Raw genomic sequence first — 17,438 nt, 5'->3', positions numbered from 1 at the left:
AGCGTTGCCCGCGTCCTTTGGTGGTTCGCGATGTTGCAGCACTCAGGGGTTGATTGGCCGCCTTCATCGCTGACCCGGCGGGTTGTCTTGGCGGCGATCTTCGTCGTGTCGCTGGCCATTGCAGTGGTGGGGGTGCTCGACGTTCAAGTCACGCTAGCTCCGGTTCGGCCATCGCTGCTGGTCCTGCCGCGACAAGCATCGGTCGTTGGCGTCGTGGATGGCAAACCGTCGCATCGCTTGGTTGGCATCGGGGCATCCGGAGCCTGGTGGTCCGATCCCGCCTATGCGTTGGGTGCACGGGATCGACGTCGCATTGGCCAACTTCTCTATGGCCCCCACGGTCTTGCTCTGTCGCAATTTCGGTTTAACATCGGCGGTGGGGGTGTTGGCGTGACCACGTGGTGGAAGGCTCCCCCAACCTGGTATCTCCCAAACGGTTCGTTTGACTTTACGAGCGATGCTCGAGCCGTGTATTTCCTCCGTCAGGCCGCTAAGGCTGGTGTGCATGATCTCGTGGGCTTTGTGAACTCGGCGCCGCCGGAGTTTACCTCCAATCACCAGAGTTGTGGAGGTACGCTGTTGGCGAGCGCGATTGGGCCCTATGCGCTCGAACTCGCGCAAACGGTGGAAGGGATCGATACTCATTTTGGTATCAAACTCAGCTACGTCTCCCCGATGAACGAACCGATCGGGTCTCAGGCATCCTGCCACCAGGAGGGTATGGCGGTACCGATTGACGAGCGTGGCCCGCTGGTGGTGGCGCTCAGTCACGACCTGTCACAACTTGCCCCGTGGTGTCATGTGATCGCCGATGAGTCCGCCTTTGTCGCCAACGGATTTCTTATCAATACTCCCAAATGGTTGCGCTATCCCGGCGCTTCCAAGGCGGTCGTGGCCCTCACCTACCATGGGTACGACTATCCCGATGCCGCGACATTGCGCAAGGTCCACCAGCTTGTTACTAGAGAGCACCATCAGGTTTGGGCGAGTGAGATCTGCTGTCACACGCCGAATGGGTTTGCCTACCAATACGACCCAACCATGATCTCAGGTATCTGGCTTGCGGATACCATCTACAACGATCTCATGGTTGCCCAAGCATCGGCGTTCGACTGGTGGTTAGCGCTGTCACCGGATCTCGGTTGCAACCCGGCTTCGGACCCAACATGCTTCTCAGACATCAACGCCCTGGGTCGTAACGATGGCTTGATCTACTTTGACCTCAACGGAGGCAAAGACGATGATCGTCGACTTTACCTGACGAAGCGATACTGGGTGATGGCGAACTTCTCTCGCTATTTACGCCCCGGGGCCGAGCTCTACCCGGTGGCCACTTCGGATGCCAGGATCAAGGCGCTGGCGGCTCGTGAGGGTAACAAAGAGATCGTTATCGCCATTAATCGCACGCCGGTAGGGTCACCAGCTACGCCGTTGATTTTGGACTTTCCATCGTCAAGGGATCATCTCGTCCCTGATTACGCTGTGGAGACCTCCTTTAGCGACAGCCTCAAACCAGTGGCGAACCCCACCGTGACTGGCTCGATTATTGCGACACTGAGTCAGCCATTCAGCGTCACCACGTACGTTTTCACCAGAGCGAGCAAGTAGCCTGAACAGTACCGGAAGGAGGTTTGCTTGGCACTGCGATATGCGATGGTTTTAGCGGCTGGCAAGGGAACGCGGATGGCCTCAGAGCGACCCAAGCCGTTAATGAAGATCTGCGGAGTCTCGATGCTTCGCCACGTGATGACGGCGGTCCTTGGACTTGCGGATCTTGAGCGGGTAGTAGTCGTCGTCGGTCATCAGGCGGAGCTTATTGAGGCTCAGTTGCACGGCTACGATCACCAAGCCCCGGAGATCGTCGCCGCACGGCAACCACGCCAGCGCGGCACTGGCGATGCCGTTTTGGCGGGACTTTCTCGATTGCCCGACCTTTTGCCTGGGGTTGGAGGATCGGGATCGGAGGTGCTGGTACTACCAGCGGACACCCCGCTCATCACGACGGCCACCCTCAGCGCGCTGGCCTTAGAGCATGCCAAGGCCGGTAATGTTGCAACCATCCTCACCATGGAGGTGGATGACCCTACCGGGTACGGTCGCATCGTGCGTAACACCAAGGGAGCAGTTACCCACATCGTCGAAGATCGAGACCTCGTGGGCGATCAGCGCGAGATTCGGGAGGTCAATACCGGTATATACCTGTTCGACCTGGCGGTTTTGCCGGTCGCTCTGCGCCGACTGGCGCCCACCAATGCACAACGGGAGTACTACCTCACCGACGCAGTCGGGTTGCTCGCCCAATCTGGGTATCAGGTCGGCGTGCAGTCGGTCGCCGATATTCACGAGACACGAGGGGTCAACGATCTTGCTCAGTTGGTTGAGGCCGAAGAGTTGATGCGTGAGCGTATCTTGCGTGGTCATATTCGCCGAGGGGTGATGATGGTTCGACCGGAGACGATCACCATCGATGCCCAGGTCGAGATCGGGTCGGGCAGCACCATCTGGCCGAACACCCTCTTGCTTGGACGTACCACAATCGGCGCTGCCACTGAGATCGGGCCTGGCTCGACGTTGATCGACACCGTAGTTGGCGATGGGACCCGGCTGGTTCGAGTTGATGCCTCGGGTGTGGCCATTGGTAGTGGAGTGCAGGCCGGTCCATACGTCTCCATCCGCGATGGTGTCGTGGTTCCAGATCATGGGGTGATCGAGCCGTTTTCGTTGCTCAAGTAAGCGTTGGAACCCATCGTTGTACTTGTATGCATGGTCTCGCATTGGAGGGGGGTCTAGCGTCTTGTAGGAGCACTACCTGGTCAACCTCAGCGCCAAGATCGGGGGTTGGTTGCGGGTTCAAAGAGCCGTCGCCATAGCTCAATCTGAGACGATGGAGCGGCTCGCCTCTGATGAGAGCAGTGCCTAGTCCACAGGCGATAGTACTGTGTCCATGAGCTTGTAGTGTGTCCAGTAGCTAGTACTATGGGCTGCGACCATGGCGGTCACCACAACGAACGAAGGAGCTTTCGATGGAGCTGGTCCCAAGGAAACGGCTTGAGCTTTTTTCGGGTAGGGCCCACCCCGAGCTGGCTCGCGAGGTCGCCGATCATCTCCAGATCCAGCTAGGAGAGTTGACGCTTCGTGAGTTCTCTGATGGGGAGATCTACTCGCGGTTCGACCAGTCGGTGAGGGGCAAGGATATCTTCCTCCTACAGACCCATGCTGGCCCTGTGAATGATTCGATTTTTGAGCAGCTGATCATGGTCGATGCCGCCAAGCGAGCCTCGGCAAAGCGGATCACCGCCGTGTGCCCCTACTACGGTTACTCTCGCCAAGATCGCAAGGCGTCGGGTCGTGAGCCCATCACCGCCAAACTTGTTGCCGATCTCTTTAAGGCCGCCGGTGCGGACCGAATCATCTCGGTCGACCTTCATTCCGGTCAGATCCAAGGGTTTTTTGATGGTCCAGTCGATCATCTGACCGCAACCCAGGTGCTGACGGACTATCTCCGCGCTCAAAACGCCGACGATCTCGTCATTGTCGCGCCGGATGCTGGACGGGTGAAGGTGGCAGAGCGCTATGCCCAAAAGCTCCAGGCAGGGCTCGCCGTCGTCCACAAGAGTCGACCGAAGAACATGGCCAACGTGGTCAACGCGCTCAATGTCGTTGGCGACGTCGCTGACAAGCGTTGTGTCATCGTCGATGACATGATCGATACCGCGGGAACCGTGACGGCGGCCGCCGATCTCTTGCTCGACCGTGGCGCTAACGATGTTTGGGTGATGGCGACACACCCGATCCTCTCCGGCCCGGCGATGAAGCGGCTCGCGGATTCGAGCATCAGCCGCGTCATCGTTACCAACACCTTGCCGTTGACGGGCGATCGTCTCATCGACAAGATCGAGGTGGTCTCCATCGCCAAGGTGATTGCCGACGCAATCGCGGCCGTCTTCGAGGATGGGTCGGTCTCAGAGCTGTTTCATGGCGATAACCTGTCATAGTGGCGGTGCCGAGAGGCAAGCGCAGTGGGCCAAACTATGCTCTTTATGTTGATTCTGAAAAACTACATCGTCGCTGAGGCTTGGTGCCTCGAAGAGACTGATGCTTGAAAAAGTGAGGTTGTTGTGGCCAAGGTTATCGCTTACGAGGGTCGTGAGCCAGGAAGCCCCCAAAGTCGGCGGTTGCGTGCCGAAGGTAAAGTGCCAGCCGTGGTGTACGGGGCTAACTCGGAGCCGCGGAGTCTCTTCGTCGATGCCCATGATTTTGAGACCGCGCTTGGACATCGTGTCAACGTCGGTGCGTTGATGGATCTCGAGGTGGCAGGCAAGGTTACCACCGTGCAGCTGCAGGAGCTCCAGCGGCATCCGGTCCGCCGGACGCTGAGCCATCTTGACTTTCTGGCCATCAATGTCCGCGAAGAGATGGAGGCTACCATCGAGTTGCGCTCGGTGAGTGAGGCGATCGAGATGGAGGAGCCGAGCCTTCGGGTTCGGGGTCACGTGAAGGACATCCCAGACTTCCTTGAGATCTCGTTGGAGATGCTGAACGAGGCCGAGACGCTCACCGCCGGTCAAATCCCCCTTGCAAAGGGCCTTGCGCTCATCGGCGATCCTGAGACGGTCGTCGCACGCCTGGCCGACAAGCTTTAACTGCCATCTCCGAGGAGGTGACCAGCTCGGTTTTGGTAGTTGGACTGGGTAACCCAGGCTCCCGGTATCGGGGAACTCGCCACAACATGGGTTTTGAGGTGGCTGAGGCGGTTGCGCAAGAGTATGGTGTAGCGCTCGTCCGCAGATCCCATGGTGTGGTTGGCAGCGCCGCCATCGGCGATCATGATGTTCATATTCTGTTGCCTCAGACCTTTATGAACGAGTCGGGGCTCGCCGTCGCGGAGTTTGTGCGCTACAACCCGGTGCAGTATCCAGCTGGACTGATCGTTATCCATGATGAGCTCGATCTTGAGCCAGGGGTAGTGCGTGTCAAGGTCGGTGGTGGACTCGCCGGTCATAACGGGCTCAAGTCGATCGTGCATCATATCCACACACAAAACTTCGTTCGGATCAGGGTAGGTATTGGACGGCCGGTTGGTCGCCCGTCCGTGGTCGATTATGTTCTCCAGCGCCCCAGGCCCGAGGATCGAGCCGAGCTCGATGCTGCCGTTCAACGTGGGGTTTGTGCGGTTCGCGACGTGATCGAGGTCGGTCCTGAGCGTGCGATGACCGAGTACAATCGGCGGGTTGGCTGATGTCTTCGACCCTCCTCGCCCGGCTCATCGACCAGATCGGTGGTGTCGTCGACCGCGATCTGCTCGGACCTGCCGCTGGGGCATCCGCGGCGCTGATGGCCAAGAGCGCGAAGGGCCGCAACGTCATGCTCATTGTTGCCAGCGAAGATGAAGCGCAAACCTATGCCTACGATCTCGCGCAGCTACAAGACGATCATCGATGCCTGTGGCTGCCGGCGTGGGACACCGTGCCTTTTGAACGCGTCGCTCCCTCGATGCGCACCGTCGGGCGCCGACTTCGGGCGCTCGCCGCCTTGGAAGACAAGTCCGAGACGGGCGTCATCGTCGTCGCATCCATCCGAGGGGCTCTGCAACGGTTGGTACCAAGCGCCGTCAACATCAAGGGGTACACACTCCACGTCGGGGCGATGACCCCCCAGGCTGAACTGACCCAGTATCTAGCGGACAGCGGCTACCTGCGGGAGTCCCAGGTTTCGAGTCCTGGGGAGTTCGCGGTGCGGGGTTCGATCGTGGATTGCTTTCCTCCAGATTGTGCCTACCCGATTCGAGCTGACTTCTTCGGTGACGAGCTAGATCGCCTCGTCGCATTCGATGCCTCGTCACAGCTGACCGTCGATTCGCTTGCCCAATGCGACATCCTCCCGGCCAAAGAGGTACTCCTTGATGATTCGTTGCGGGCTGGCTTCCTCGAGCTCGCCCAGCGCGCTCCAGTGCTCGCCGATAGGATCGCCGAACTCGTGAATGGGGTGAGCGCCGATCCACTCGAGAGCCTCCTGCCGCTCGTACTCGACCATGAGGCAGTGTTGCCCACTGACCTGCTCAGCGATGATGATGTGCTCATGGTGGCTGGTGGTTCGCTGCTTGAGGCCGAGTCCGTGCGCATCCGATCCGATGAGCAGTCGATGGCCGAGGCATTGGGGCCCACATGGGGTCTCGATGTCATCCCTGCGACGGCTGGCTTGCTCGCGCCCTTCGAACACTTAGATCATAGCGCGGCCAATCGCATCGATTTGGCTCTCCATGACGGAGATCCAGATGTCGTGAGGATCGACCATCGTGACATGCCAGGTTTCGCCGAGCGGGTCAGCTTGCTCGTTGGTGAGGGTTATCGCGTTATCGTAACGGCTGAGTCCACATCACGCCTTCGGGCGCTTCGTACGACGTTCGCCAGCTTTGATCGCCATGGCGTCGTGCTCGGCCAAGATGGCCCCGAGCCGTCCACACCAGGGTTGTATCTGGCAGAGGCTGTGCGGTTGTATCACTCCTTTCAATCAAGGGCTGCCAAGATCGCGGTGATTGCAGACGCCGATCTTGTTCGACCGCTTGTGGCACCCACACCCAAGCGACGGGCGATGCGCACCGCCACCTCGACCCTCGACGATCTTGCCCCGGGCACCTTGGTGGTCCATGAAACCTATGGCGTCGCGCGCTATCAGGGCATCGTCTCACGCTCCATTGCCGAGGTTGAGCGCGACTATCTGCTGCTTGAATTCGGCGGCAAGGACAAGATCTATCTCCCCTCCGACCAGACGGATCGCATTACCCTCTATGTCGGAGGCGAAAACCCAGCGCTGTCAAGGCTTGGCTCCAGAGAATGGAGTCAACAGGTGCGCAAAGCGCGTAGGGCCGCCAACGAGGTTGCCCAAGAGCTGGTGGTGCTGTATCAGAAGCGCCTCATCACCGCAGGCCATGCCAAGGAGGCCGATTCGGTCTGGCAGAGCGAGTTAGAGTCAGCCTTCCCCTATGAGCTCACCCCTGATCAGCTCACGGCCATCGAGGAGACCAAGCGCGACCTCGAGCAACCAACCCCGATGGATCGGATGATCTGTGGCGATGTCGGTTTTGGCAAGACCGAGGTGGCGATACGAGCGGCCTTTAAGACGATTCAAAGCGGCTCCCAGGTGGCGATCCTGGTCCCCACCACGATCCTCGCCCAACAGCATTACGACACCTTCCAGGAGCGCTTCGAGCCCTACGGGGTCAAGGTGGGGCTGTTGTCTCGATTTGTGAGTGGGCGCGAGGTGAAACGGCTCAAGGAGGAGTTGCGACTCGGCACCCTCGACTGTCTCGTGGCGACCCACTCACTCGTCTCGAAGGAGATCGACTTCAAGCGCCTTGGTCTGCTGGTCATCGACGAAGAACAGCGCTTTGGTGTCCAACACAAGGAGTTCTGGAAGACGCGACACCCGGATCTCGATGTGTTGACCTTGTCGGCCACGCCGATCCCACGCACCCTCGAGCTCTCTCTTGTTGGTGTGCGGGACATGTCGCTGCTGCGCACGCCACCATTGGATCGACAGCCGATTCTCACTCACGTCGGACCAGATGACGATGCTGCGATTTCTGAGGCCATTCGACGCGAGCTCATCCGCGGTGGTCAGGTGTTTTACGTACATAATCGGGTACGCGATATCCAGTCAGTCGCTCGCAAGGTTGCTGATCTGGTGCCAAATGCTCGCATTCTGATCGCCCATGGCCAGCTTCCAGAACACGAACTTGAGCGCGTCGTCAACGATTTTTGGCATCGGCACGCCGACGTGCTCGTCTGCACCACCATCATCGAGAGCGGTATCGATCTGCCCTCGGTCAACACCCTCATTGTTGATCATGCTGAGGATCTCGGTCTTGGCCAGCTGCACCAGTTGCGTGGACGAGTCGGTCGCTCGGGGCAGCGAGCCTATGCCTATCTGTTTTATCCACGCACCAAGCCCCTGTCTGAGATCGCTCTGGAGCGGCTACGGACCATCGTTGAGAATACCGACCTCGGTGCCGGTTATCGGATTGCCATGCGCGACCTCGAGCTCCGTGGTGCCGGGACGTTCCTTGGCCAACGCCAGTCCGGTCACATGAGTGCGGTCGGTTACGAGTTGTACGTGCGCCTTGTCGCCGAAGCGGTGGCCCAGATGAAGGGTGATGAGACCATCGAGCCCGCCGAGATCAATATCGACCTTCCGGTGTCCTACTCGATCCCAGCAAGTTATGTCGAGGATGAGGCGACCCGTATGGATCTCTATCGCCGATTTGCGCTTGCACGCAGCGACGCCGAGGTCGGTGAACTCGCTGATGAGTTGTCTGATCGGTTCGGACCCTATCCTTCGGCTGTCGTCAATCTCCTCGACATGACCCGTCTCAAGCTCGGACTCCTCGCCCGTGGCGTGCGCGAGGTGGGTTCGCGTCGCTCCCCACGCTCCGGAACCATGGAGGTCTTCCTGCGGCCCGTGACGCTCCGTCCCTCTGAGGAGGTCCGGCTGCGACGACTGAGGTCGCGACCGACGTACCGTGCGTCCGATCAAGAGATCGTGATACCGTTTCGACCTCGTGATGACCTGATCGGGCTGGTTCGTGAAATCATTATGGGTTCGACGAATTCGCCCTCCTAGGGTAGATCTAGTAGGATGAGGTGGCTGTGAAGCCAAGGAGGAGTATGTCGTCGCACAGGTTGTTGAAGTTTCTACCGCTGTCGCTAGGTCTGGTGTTGGCGAGCTGTTCGACCATCGGTTATGCAGCGAAGGTGGGACCCGAAACCATCACCAACTCGCAGCTGCAAACAGAACTTCGCCAAGTCTCTGCGAATTCGGCCTTCGATGCTTTGCTGAAGAAGAACAAGTCTCCGGTTTTTGGGCCTGACAAGAAGAGCTACACGACGCTATTTGTCGACAATATTTTAAATCGACGGATCACTATTGACCGCATCCTCCAAGAGGAGCACCAATTGGGGTTGACCTCGACTCCACTTGAGGACCAGTTAGCGAAGGCGTTGACGATCCAATCAGTAGGGTCTCAGACGACCTTCAATGACTTCTCGAAGGCCTACCAAACACAACTCGTGAGCGATACCCGTGCGATCGTTACGATGGAGGCTCACCTCGCCAATGTGGCGTTGACGACCTCGGGTGTTCAGGCCTATTATGCGAGCCATCGCGCCAACTTTGTCGATGTCTGCTCTTCTGAGATCCTTGAGACTTCGCCCCTGGAAGCCGAAGCGGTGTTGGCCAAGATCAAGGGAGGCCTTTCGTTCGCCGCCGCGGCGGACCGGTACTCTGAAAACAAGAGCAGTCAGTCACCTGGTGGTGCGGTCGGTTGTGGCACGATCGCCCAGTATGAGCAGGTACTTGGCGCCGGATACGCGAACGCGATCAAGACACTGCCGGTCAATTATCCTTCGTTGCCGGTGCAGATTTCGCAAGGTTTCTCGATCATCGAGGTCACGTCTCGGACACTCATTCCGTTCCGTAACGCGGAGCTAAGTGCCGCCAATGACGAGTTGGCCCACGGATCGGCACTTTTAAATAGCTTTCTTGCTCGTGACTCTAAGACAGAGCCACTCAAGGTCAACCCCGAGTACGGGCGTGTCAAAGACGTGGCTGGGGTTCTACAGGTCGCTCCGAATAACGGCCCGAGTTCCAAGGCGCTGCGGCAATATTTCACGCCGGGGCTTATCGGTTAACATAGACAAAGATACGGTGCACAGCGGGGTTGGTGCGCTTCGACACTGACCAAACGGCGTGTCTTCGGATCTCGTTGCGTTGTCAATGGATAGGGCGATCGGTTGTGGGACGTCTGTGGTCACAGAGCCTTCGATGTCCCCAGCTGTTGACGTAACTGGCTACTGGCATAGTGGGTAATCGATGCGTAGGGTGTCTGATGGGAAGCGTCATCGATCCATTGGATCGAGATCCACGCCTACGTCGATGCTGTAGGTTGTGGGGCCGCTCGGCGTCGTGAGAGCATTCGAGCCCGCCTCAATCCTACGGCTGTCATCGTGATGCACAGCCGAGAGGCGGGTCGCGCTTTCGGGCTGTACGCCTGATACGGGCCTAGGTCTGATGGACGAGCCGAGTCAAGGCCGATCTTGAGCCGAGCTGATTGCGCTGACAATTCGTTGTGGGCTTAAGGGCAGGTTGATGTGGTGAACCCCGAGGTGAGAGAGCGCGTCGATGACGGCGTTCCAGACGGCCGGAGTTGCGCCGATCGTGCCGGATTCTCCGATCCCCTTTGCTCCGAGGGGATTCATGAAGGTGGGCGTCTCCTGATGTATCAGGGCAAATGACGGCAACTCCGTGGCCGAAATCATCGAGTAGTCCGCGAAGTTGGGTGTGAGGGGCGTCCCATCGCCACTGTAGCGAAACTCCTCGAGCAGCGCTTGAGCGATGCCTTGAGCGATGCCACCATGCACTTGGCCCTCAGCGAGTAGAGGACTCAAGATCTTTCCAGCATCGTCGACGGCGGTGAGGCTCACCAACCGCGTTTGACCGGTCTCGACATCGACCTCGACCACCGCAAGATGGGCTCCAAAGGGGAAGGTGGCATCCGCTGGATCGAAGTCGAGGGTCACGTCGAGTGGGTCGTCAAGCTCGCGAGCACGTTTGGCGAGTTCGGCCCAGTGGATTGTGATTGATGGACTACCCTGGACAAACGCCCCAGCTTGACCAAGCGCGATGTCGGCTTCGTTCGCCTCGAGCATCGCGGCCGCTACTCGCTTGGCTCGGATGCTGAGTTCGTGCGCTGCCCCTTGCACCGCTACTCCTCCAGTCTGGAGGGAACGCGATCCGAAGGTGCCGACACCGCGAGGTACAAGGTCGGTGTCGCCGGTGATGACCTGAACTTGGTCGAGGTCGATGCCGAGCTCGTTTGAGACCAGCATTGACCATGCCGTTGCATGGCCTTGACCGTGTGGCGAGGTTCCCGAGTAGGCGACGACGGAGCCGTCATCGCGAACCTCGACGCGTCCATATTCGCTGGAGCCCCCTCCGTTGGTGATTTCAACGTAGACGGCGAGGCCGATCCCGAGCTGCAGCGGCGCCTGATCGACTCGGCGCCGGCGCTGTTCGTCGCGGAGCTGCGCATAGCCAGCCTGCTCGCAGGCCGCGTCGAGCGCGCGGACATAGTCGCCGACGTCGTAGTTGGCACCCGTCGGTGTTGTGAAGGGGAAGGCATCGTTTGGGATCAGGTTGCGACGGCGGATTTCGACCGGATCCATCTCGAGCTCCAGGGCCAGCCGATCCATCATGCGTTCGATGGCGGCAGCCGCTTCGGGTCGTCCGGCTCCGCGGTACGCGGATATCGGGGTGGTGTTCGTGGCGACGGAGACGTAGGAGGTCTCGATCTTGGGTATCACGTAGGTGCCGGGTGCCATCAGCATGGTGAGGGTCGGAAGCAGCGCGCCGAAGGCTGGATATGCTCCGCTGTCTTGGATAATGTGAAGGCGATACCCCACAAGCGTCCCATCTCGCTTGGCTCCAATCTCAACGTACTGGATTTGGGCACGGCCGTGGACGAGACCGAGCATCGATCGACTCCGGTCCTCCTGCCATTTGATGGAGCGACCGAGCTTGATGGCGGCCCCAGCGATGGCGACGTCTTCGGGATACACGGTGACTTTGGCACCAAAGCCTCCGCCAACGTCGAGCGCGCGGACGACGAGCGCAGTGTCATCGATGTCAAGGCAACGCGTCAGCGTTCTCTTGAGGCCGTGTGCGGACTGTGTCGACGCATAGACCACGAGACGGCCATCTGGTGTAGGCACCGCCGCCATCGCGCGTGTCTCAAGTGAGCAAGGTGCCAGGCGTTGGTTGATGAGCCGGTCCGAGACCACGACATCGGCTTCATCAAACAGATGTGGATCATGTTCGGGTTCGCTCTTGGAGAAAATGTTGGTGGTGTCCGGGAAGAGCAGGACCGCGTCCGTGGCGGCCTCTTCGGGGTCGATCACCGCTGTAAGCGGTTCAAAGTCGGCAAAGACCAACTCTGCACCATCGAAAGCTGCCTCTGGGCTCGTGGCGAGGACGAGTGCGTACGGCTCTCCAACGTAGCGGACCCGGTCCACAGCCAAGATGGGCCGTGACCATTCGGGCCGGTCCCGTATTGCCCCGGGAATCGGTTGCACCCCAAGATCGGCGGCGCAAAGGACGTGCTCGACACCGGGCACGGCGAGGGCATCCTCGATGGACACGTTGGTAAACCTGGCGTGCGCGAATGGGGAGGTAACAAAACACGCAAAAAGCGGATCGTCGAGGTCGAGGTTTGCAACGTAGCGGCCCTCACCACGCAGGAGGCTTGGGTCTTCTTTGCGAACGACGCGGCTGCCCAAAATGCTCATGGTTTCCCTTTCTGTTGTGTTGGTCCCCGGTGCTAAAGATCCCCTCGATCACCGGAGGTTCATCTCACGGATAATGGCGAATCATTGATGATGATCATTGGCGACCTGATCGTGCGCCCAGGATTGTTATTGCGTGGGGCCGACAGGCGAATGCAACCTGCTGGAAGCGCGTGAGCGACATCAGGGTCGGGTGGCTGGCGGGTGATAGAGGGGCGAACTCGGGAGAATCTGATACGGGGTTGAGCCGACGGGATACATGCCGAAGTCGTTACGGGCGATCGTCTCGATCCACTGCGGTGAGTTGAGGCGCGTAATGTCTTGACGGAGACTCTTGTTTGTCGCGTCAAGTGCCCGAAGTTGGGCGGCGTCACGGTGTTTGGTGGCGAGGACCCCGAGAAGCTGGCCCGTTGGCAACACCGTCGTTGCGTAGACCACGGCCCCGACGGCCAGTGCCACCACCACAATGATACGTCGCCGACCCTTCACTAGCCTCTTTTCACCCAATCGATATATCGCGCTCCCTCGCCTAGCATAGCCTCAATCCTGAGGAGCTGATTGTATTTCGCCACCCGATCGGACCGGGCTGGGGCACCGGTCTTGATCTGTCCGGCTCCGGTGGCAACGGCCAGGTCAGCGATGAAGGTGTCCTCGGTCTCTCCAGAACGGTGAGAGATGACCGTCGTGTAGGCGTGCGAGCGAGCAAGCTCCATGGTCTCAAGTGTCTCGGTGAGGGTACCGATTTGGTTGAGCTTGATGAGGATTGAGTTCGCGACCGACTCCTTGAAGCCGCGCTCGAGCAGTCGCGGATTCGTGACGAAGATGTCGTCCCCAATGACCTGGATACGCTTGCCGAGCCGCTCAGTGAAGAGTCTCCAGCCACTCCAGTCCTCCTCGGCCATGGGGTCCTCGATGGAGATGATCGGGAAAGCTTCGACGAGTTCCTCGTAGTAATCGACCATCTCTTCACCGGTGAGTGATCGCCCTTCGCCTTTCAGGACGTAGCGTCCATCGACAAAGAACTCGGTGCTGGCCGGATCGATGGCGAGCGAGACGTCGGTACCCGGCCGCAGTCTGGCCTTCTCGATCGCCCCTACTAACAGCGCAAGCGCTTCTTTGTGAGATCCGAGGTCTGGGGCAAAGCCGCCCTCGTCACCAACGGTGGTAGCGAGTGATTTGGCGACGAGTTCTTTCTTGAGGGCCGCATAGGTTTCGACGCCCCACTGCAGGGCTTCGCGAAAGCTGGCGGCACCATGGGGGACGATCATGAACTCTTGCATGTCGAGGTTGTTGGAGGCGTGTACGCCGCCGTTAATCACGTTCATCATCGGGACCGGGAGTAAGGTAGCGTTGACGCCCCCGAGGTACGCAGTGAGGGGTAGGCGGGCGGCGTTGGCCCCAGCCCGAGCGGTCGCGAGCGAGACTGCCAGCATTGCGTTGGCACCGAGGCGGGACTTGTCGGAGGTGTCGTCGAGGGCGATCATGGTTCGATCCAGCAGTCGTTGTTGACGCGCGTCGAGGCCAACAACGGCGTTGGCGATCGTTCCATTGACATTGGCAATTGCCCGAGAGACCCCTTTGCCCGAAAAGTCCTTCCCTCCGTCACGAAGCTCAACGGCCTCATGCTTTCCAGTAGATGCCCCTGACGGTGTAATCGCACGGCCTCGCGCGCCACCGGCGAGTGCCACCTCTGCCTCAACGGTTGGGTTCCCGCGCGAATCCAGCACCATGCGGGCCGCTACCTGGACGATTTCGTTGTCGTTACGCGCCAATGGATTGCCTTTCGTATCCTCTCGAGTCTTCGTCGTACACGAACCTCTTTTCCTTTACCATAGCACCTTCACCTGCGAGCGAATCAATGACTCGATCGATAGGTTGCTTCGATCAAGACCGAGGTGGCATCGGTCGGTCATCGAGGCAGCTCTAGCGGGCCTCGTTGAGTGGGAGATCACCTTCAAGTAGCCGAGCCAGATGCCGTAGCGCCTCCTCGAGGTCGACGCCGTCGGCGAGCGCGGCAAGGGATGCCGTGAGGAAGTTCGCCTTCGCCTGATTCTCTGAGTTCATCGAGGCGAGGATCGCCTGAAGCGTTGCTGGTGTTTGGCCGAGGCCAGTGGCTTTGCGATAGGCCTTTTGGAGTCGGAGTGCCGCTGGGAGTGTCTCAGGGACCCGCGACGGCTGGGCCCCTTTGCGCTCATCGGCTTTGATGATCTCCCAGTTGGCGACGACCTCGTCCGCAGAGTCTACGTTTACATCGGCGAAGACGTGAGGATGTCGGCGTATGAGCTTGAGACGCAGCGCTTGTGCGATCGACTCCAGATCGAAGTCGGCGACGTCGCGACCGATCTCAGCGTGCATCAGGACCTGAAGCAGGAGATCGCCGAGCTCCTCCTCGAGGTGTTGGATGAATGCGTCATTGGGTGCGGGGGCGAGCTCGAGTTCATCGATAGCATCGATGACTTCGTGCGCCTCTTCTAAGAGGTGGCGCGCGAGTGATCGATGCGTTTGTTCGGCATCCCATGGGCATTCAGAGCGCAGGCGATGTACGACCCCAAGCAGCGATGTGAGCTGGGCAAACTGTGGACTGAGGTCGCTGATCCAGAGGCTAGTGAGGTGGTCACAATCGTTGAGCACATCGCTCTGTTCGTCGACCTCGCTGATGTGTTCATCGGTTAGCCCCAGATGGTAGAGCATGTGCACTCGACCATCGCGATCCCTGACGGCGGATACGATGTCGTGAGCGATCATCGGGTCGTAGCACTGCAGAACCAAGAACGTGCCCCCCTCTGCGGGCAGTTCATCGAGTAGCTCGAGGGCGTCGACGATCTTGAGGCCACGAGCGGGGTCGTAGCGGAGTTTGAGTGACGCGTAGTCGATCAGACCTAGGCCCGCGCCAATCTCGACGGTCAGGTCGGTTTGGGCGAGGAGTAACTGCACGCTTTGCTCGGCGATGGCGGGGGAGCCTGGAACGACGTAGGCGATACGTGTGTTGTCGGGAATCGCGGCAAGATCCCTGAGACGGTCAACGATGCGGGGGTACAGTTCGTCAAAGCTCTCGGCCTGGTCGTAGAGATCGTCACAGTTGAGTAGGGGGACGTTGGCGTCCATGGCGACTGCGAGGGCTTCGCTGAGACCGGGGTGGCGCAGGGTACGACAGACGACGGTTGTGCAGCCAGCGATGGCGTTAGCTACGAGCGATGGCGAGGCATCGGCGATGCCCGCTCCAACGAGAACGATTATGGATTCCATCTCCCCAGGTTACCGGTGGGCGCCCCACGTTACGGAGTGGGCGGGTCGATCCGATGATCGATGAGATGGGCGAACCAGTGTCGTCCATGGCGAGGAGAGGTATTCGTTTCCCAGAAAGCGCCAGGTGCCGGTCCTTCGTGAGATCGTGTGGTTGGCTTAGACACCGACGCGGCTTTTGGGTACCAAGGAGCTCAACTGGGTATCGCAGAACTCAACGCAGTGAGCTCCGATTGAGAGTGGACCAGCAGTCTAGCGCACCTGTCGGCAATACCATCGACGCGCGCAACACGGTGGGATCCACGATGTGGTTGACGATCGACTCCCTACCTGCTCAACGGTGTTTCATCAAGTGTTAAAGTTTTCTGCGATCTTATCCGAAACTTACGAACTGAGGCTTGCGAGCCTCGGAGCATGGGTGGAGGGAGAACAGGGTGGACGCATTGTGCCCCGTTTGTCGAGAAAAGGAGCTCGTTATCATCGAGCTCGGTGTTGGTGGCCACGAGCTGGTCCTTGTTAGCTGTGCTGCCTGTGGGACTCGCTGGTGGCGCCGTGATGGATTCGAGGCACAGGTTGGCGAGGTTGTGGAACTCGCTGCAACCACAGCACGAACCAGTGGCCGTCGAAAAAGCGGACGACCCGCGAAAACCGCCTCATAACACAGCCGATCATCGGCCGAGGCGCTAACGCCATAACCTAATACGGCAACATTAACCTTGCTAGGTTCGGAGCCACCGGCGCCGGCGCAAATAACGCGTCGATGGCGGTGGATAAGCCAGAGCTTGCTCAGATCAGGCAGTATTCGGTCGATTCCAGTGGGGGGGGGTCGGTTTTATGGCTCGCCACTATTGGGCCCTGCGAGTCGAACCAACATGTGCCCCAACGTCGACCTTTGGTAACCGACGCTGCCGACTCCTGGCTTGTGGTCGATACGACGGCTGCCCTGCCCTGGCGGTTGCGTCGGGGATCGAGCCGTGGTGGCGCTAACTCCATGGGTGGCAACAATCGAGGATCGTTGGTTGGAGCCGTGTTCATCGGTATTTCCCACGTTCTCATTGTATCCATCGATCCTGGTGGCGAACGGTTGCTCAGATCTTGGATGAGAGCGCACAGCCAGGACTACCTTGCGAGCACACCACCGAGGGACCGTGTGCGAATACGTTGTAGTCGACGACTGCGTTGCGAGGCAACCTGGCAGCTGACCCGCTGGCATTGGTTGTGATCTGGTTGTCGATGTTGTTGGGGTGGGCACGTGTTGGTGCAGTTGGGCTAATCCTCGAGTTGCTGTGGGTGTTGGTGCACTTACGGACTCATGAGCCTAGCTACACGTCGGGGAGGCAAGTGGGGCTCCATCGTTGTCTTTGGCGTTGAGTGCTCTATTTCCGCTCCAAAAGACATCTACATTTATCTGCACCTCTTGTGTTGTCGCTCTCCAGCCGCCTGTGAGTGTTCTGCCCTCTCCACAGGACAGAACGAGCCCAAGTCGATGCTTGACCACCTCCAACTTGCGTTGTCGTGGCATGCCTGGAGTCCTGCCGTGAGCGGTAGCCATAGCATCCAATTGGATACTGCGGCTTTCCATTCGGCGTAGGAACCTCTCGTCAAGGATCTTCTTCACTTGCGCATCGGGAGTGAACCGGTCGATCTGGCGATCTTTGGTCCTTGATGTGATGTCATGGAGGCTACGTGATCCACATCGCCTTGCCAGTTGCAATCCCACGAAGGATTGACACAGTGCAACACATCCCCGTGTCGGTTGTCCCTATGGACATACCCACACGTTGGATCAGGACATGTTTGGCGCCTGGAGGCCGCGTTGACTGTTTGAATGTCGGAACCTGCGACATGCGCATGTACCGT

The 17,438-nt window shown here is 59.3% G+C and carries 11 protein-coding genes; 7 read left to right on the top strand and 4 right to left on the bottom strand.

Going from position 1 to position 17,438, the window contains the following annotated elements; genetic code table 11:
* The first annotated feature begins 30 nt into the window (after nt 1–30).
* The 7 genes from MP439_08105 (at nt 31) to MP439_08075 (ending at nt 9,686) form a co-directional block, all read left to right on the top strand.
* Entirely contained in the window at nt 31–1,608 is a 1,578-nt protein-coding gene (locus tag MP439_08105; GenBank protein ID MCI2976025.1) for a hypothetical protein, read from the top strand.
* 27 nt (nt 1,609–1,635) lie between these two features.
* Nucleotides 1,636–2,733 (top strand): NTP transferase domain-containing protein, encoded by a 1,098-nt coding sequence (locus MP439_08100; GenBank protein MCI2976024.1) that lies wholly within the window; start codon nt 1,636–1,638, stop codon nt 2,731–2,733.
* Nucleotides 2,734–3,023: 290 nt separating this feature from the next.
* Nucleotides 3,024–3,995 (top strand): ribose-phosphate diphosphokinase, encoded by a 972-nt coding sequence (locus tag MP439_08095; protein ID MCI2976023.1) that lies wholly within the window; start codon nt 3,024–3,026, stop codon nt 3,993–3,995.
* A 123-nt stretch (nt 3,996–4,118) separates the two neighbouring features.
* Nucleotides 4,119–4,643 carry a 50S ribosomal protein L25 gene (locus tag MP439_08090; GenBank protein ID MCI2976022.1) on the top strand — a complete coding sequence of 175 codons (525 nt, stop codon included), beginning with the start codon at nt 4,119–4,121 and terminating at the stop codon, nt 4,641–4,643.
* Between the two features lie 17 nt (nt 4,644–4,660).
* Nucleotides 4,661–5,239 carry an aminoacyl-tRNA hydrolase gene (gene pth / locus MP439_08085; GenBank protein MCI2976021.1) on the top strand — a complete coding sequence of 193 codons (579 nt, stop codon included), beginning with the start codon at nt 4,661–4,663 and terminating at the stop codon, nt 5,237–5,239.
* Nucleotides 5,239–8,619, top strand: a complete 3,381-nt coding sequence (mfd, locus tag MP439_08080) for a transcription-repair coupling factor (protein MCI2976020.1) — start codon at nt 5,239–5,241, stop codon at nt 8,617–8,619. The genes pth and mfd overlap by 1 nt, the downstream gene beginning before the upstream one ends.
* 44 nt (nt 8,620–8,663) lie before the next feature.
* Complete coding sequence (locus MP439_08075; GenBank protein MCI2976019.1) at nt 8,664–9,686, top strand: peptidylprolyl isomerase; 1,023 nt, start codon at nt 8,664–8,666, stop codon at nt 9,684–9,686.
* A 393-nt stretch (nt 9,687–10,079) separates the two neighbouring features.
* Here the strand turns inward: MP439_08075 and MP439_08070 are convergent, their stop codons facing one another.
* The 4 genes from MP439_08070 to MP439_08055 form a co-directional block, all read right to left on the bottom strand.
* Nucleotides 10,080–12,338, bottom strand: coding sequence for a xanthine dehydrogenase family protein molybdopterin-binding subunit (locus tag MP439_08070; protein MCI2976018.1), 2,259 nt, complete (start codon nt 12,336–12,338; stop codon nt 10,080–10,082).
* A 180-nt stretch (nt 12,339–12,518) separates the two neighbouring features.
* The gene (locus tag MP439_08065) at nt 12,519–12,824 is read right to left on the bottom strand and encodes a septum formation initiator family protein (protein ID MCI2976017.1); all 306 of its coding nucleotides are present in this window, start codon (nt 12,822–12,824) and stop codon (nt 12,519–12,521) included.
* Nucleotides 12,824–14,065, bottom strand: coding sequence for a phosphopyruvate hydratase (gene eno, locus MP439_08060; GenBank protein ID MCI2976016.1), 1,242 nt, complete (start codon nt 14,063–14,065; stop codon nt 12,824–12,826). The genes MP439_08065 and eno overlap by 1 nt, the downstream gene beginning before the upstream one ends.
* 193 nt (nt 14,066–14,258) lie before the next feature.
* On the bottom strand, nt 14,259–15,581 hold the full coding sequence (locus tag MP439_08055) for a hypothetical protein (GenBank protein MCI2976015.1): 1,323 nt from the start codon (nt 15,579–15,581) through the stop codon (nt 14,259–14,261).
* Nucleotides 15,582–17,438 lie beyond the last annotated feature (1,857 nt).

Source organism: Ferrimicrobium sp., assembly GCA_022690815.1.
GTDB lineage: Bacteria > Actinomycetota > Acidimicrobiia > Acidimicrobiales > Acidimicrobiaceae > Ferrimicrobium.
This window is presented reverse-complemented; position numbering and strand designations above follow the sequence as displayed.

Bases quoted from the DNA above. Each gene is read 5' to 3' on its own strand.
- eno (MCI2976016.1), bottom strand. From the start codon at position 14,065: ATGGTGCTGGATTCGCGCGGGAACCCAACCGTTGAGGCAGAGGTGGCA.
- MP439_08105 (MCI2976025.1), top strand. From the start codon at position 31: ATGTTGCAGCACTCAGGGGTTGATTGGCCGCCTTCATCGCTGACCCGG.
- MP439_08095 (MCI2976023.1), top strand. From the start codon at position 3,024: ATGGAGCTGGTCCCAAGGAAACGGCTTGAGCTTTTTTCGGGTAGGGCC.
- MP439_08075 (MCI2976019.1), top strand. From the start codon at position 8,664: ATGTCGTCGCACAGGTTGTTGAAGTTTCTACCGCTGTCGCTAGGTCTG.
- MP439_08070 (MCI2976018.1), bottom strand. From the start codon at position 12,338: ATGAGCATTTTGGGCAGCCGCGTCGTTCGCAAAGAAGACCCAAGCCTC.
- MP439_08055 (MCI2976015.1), bottom strand. From the start codon at position 15,581: ATGGAATCCATAATCGTTCTCGTTGGAGCGGGCATCGCCGATGCCTCG.
- mfd (MCI2976020.1), top strand. From the start codon at position 5,239: ATGTCTTCGACCCTCCTCGCCCGGCTCATCGACCAGATCGGTGGTGTC.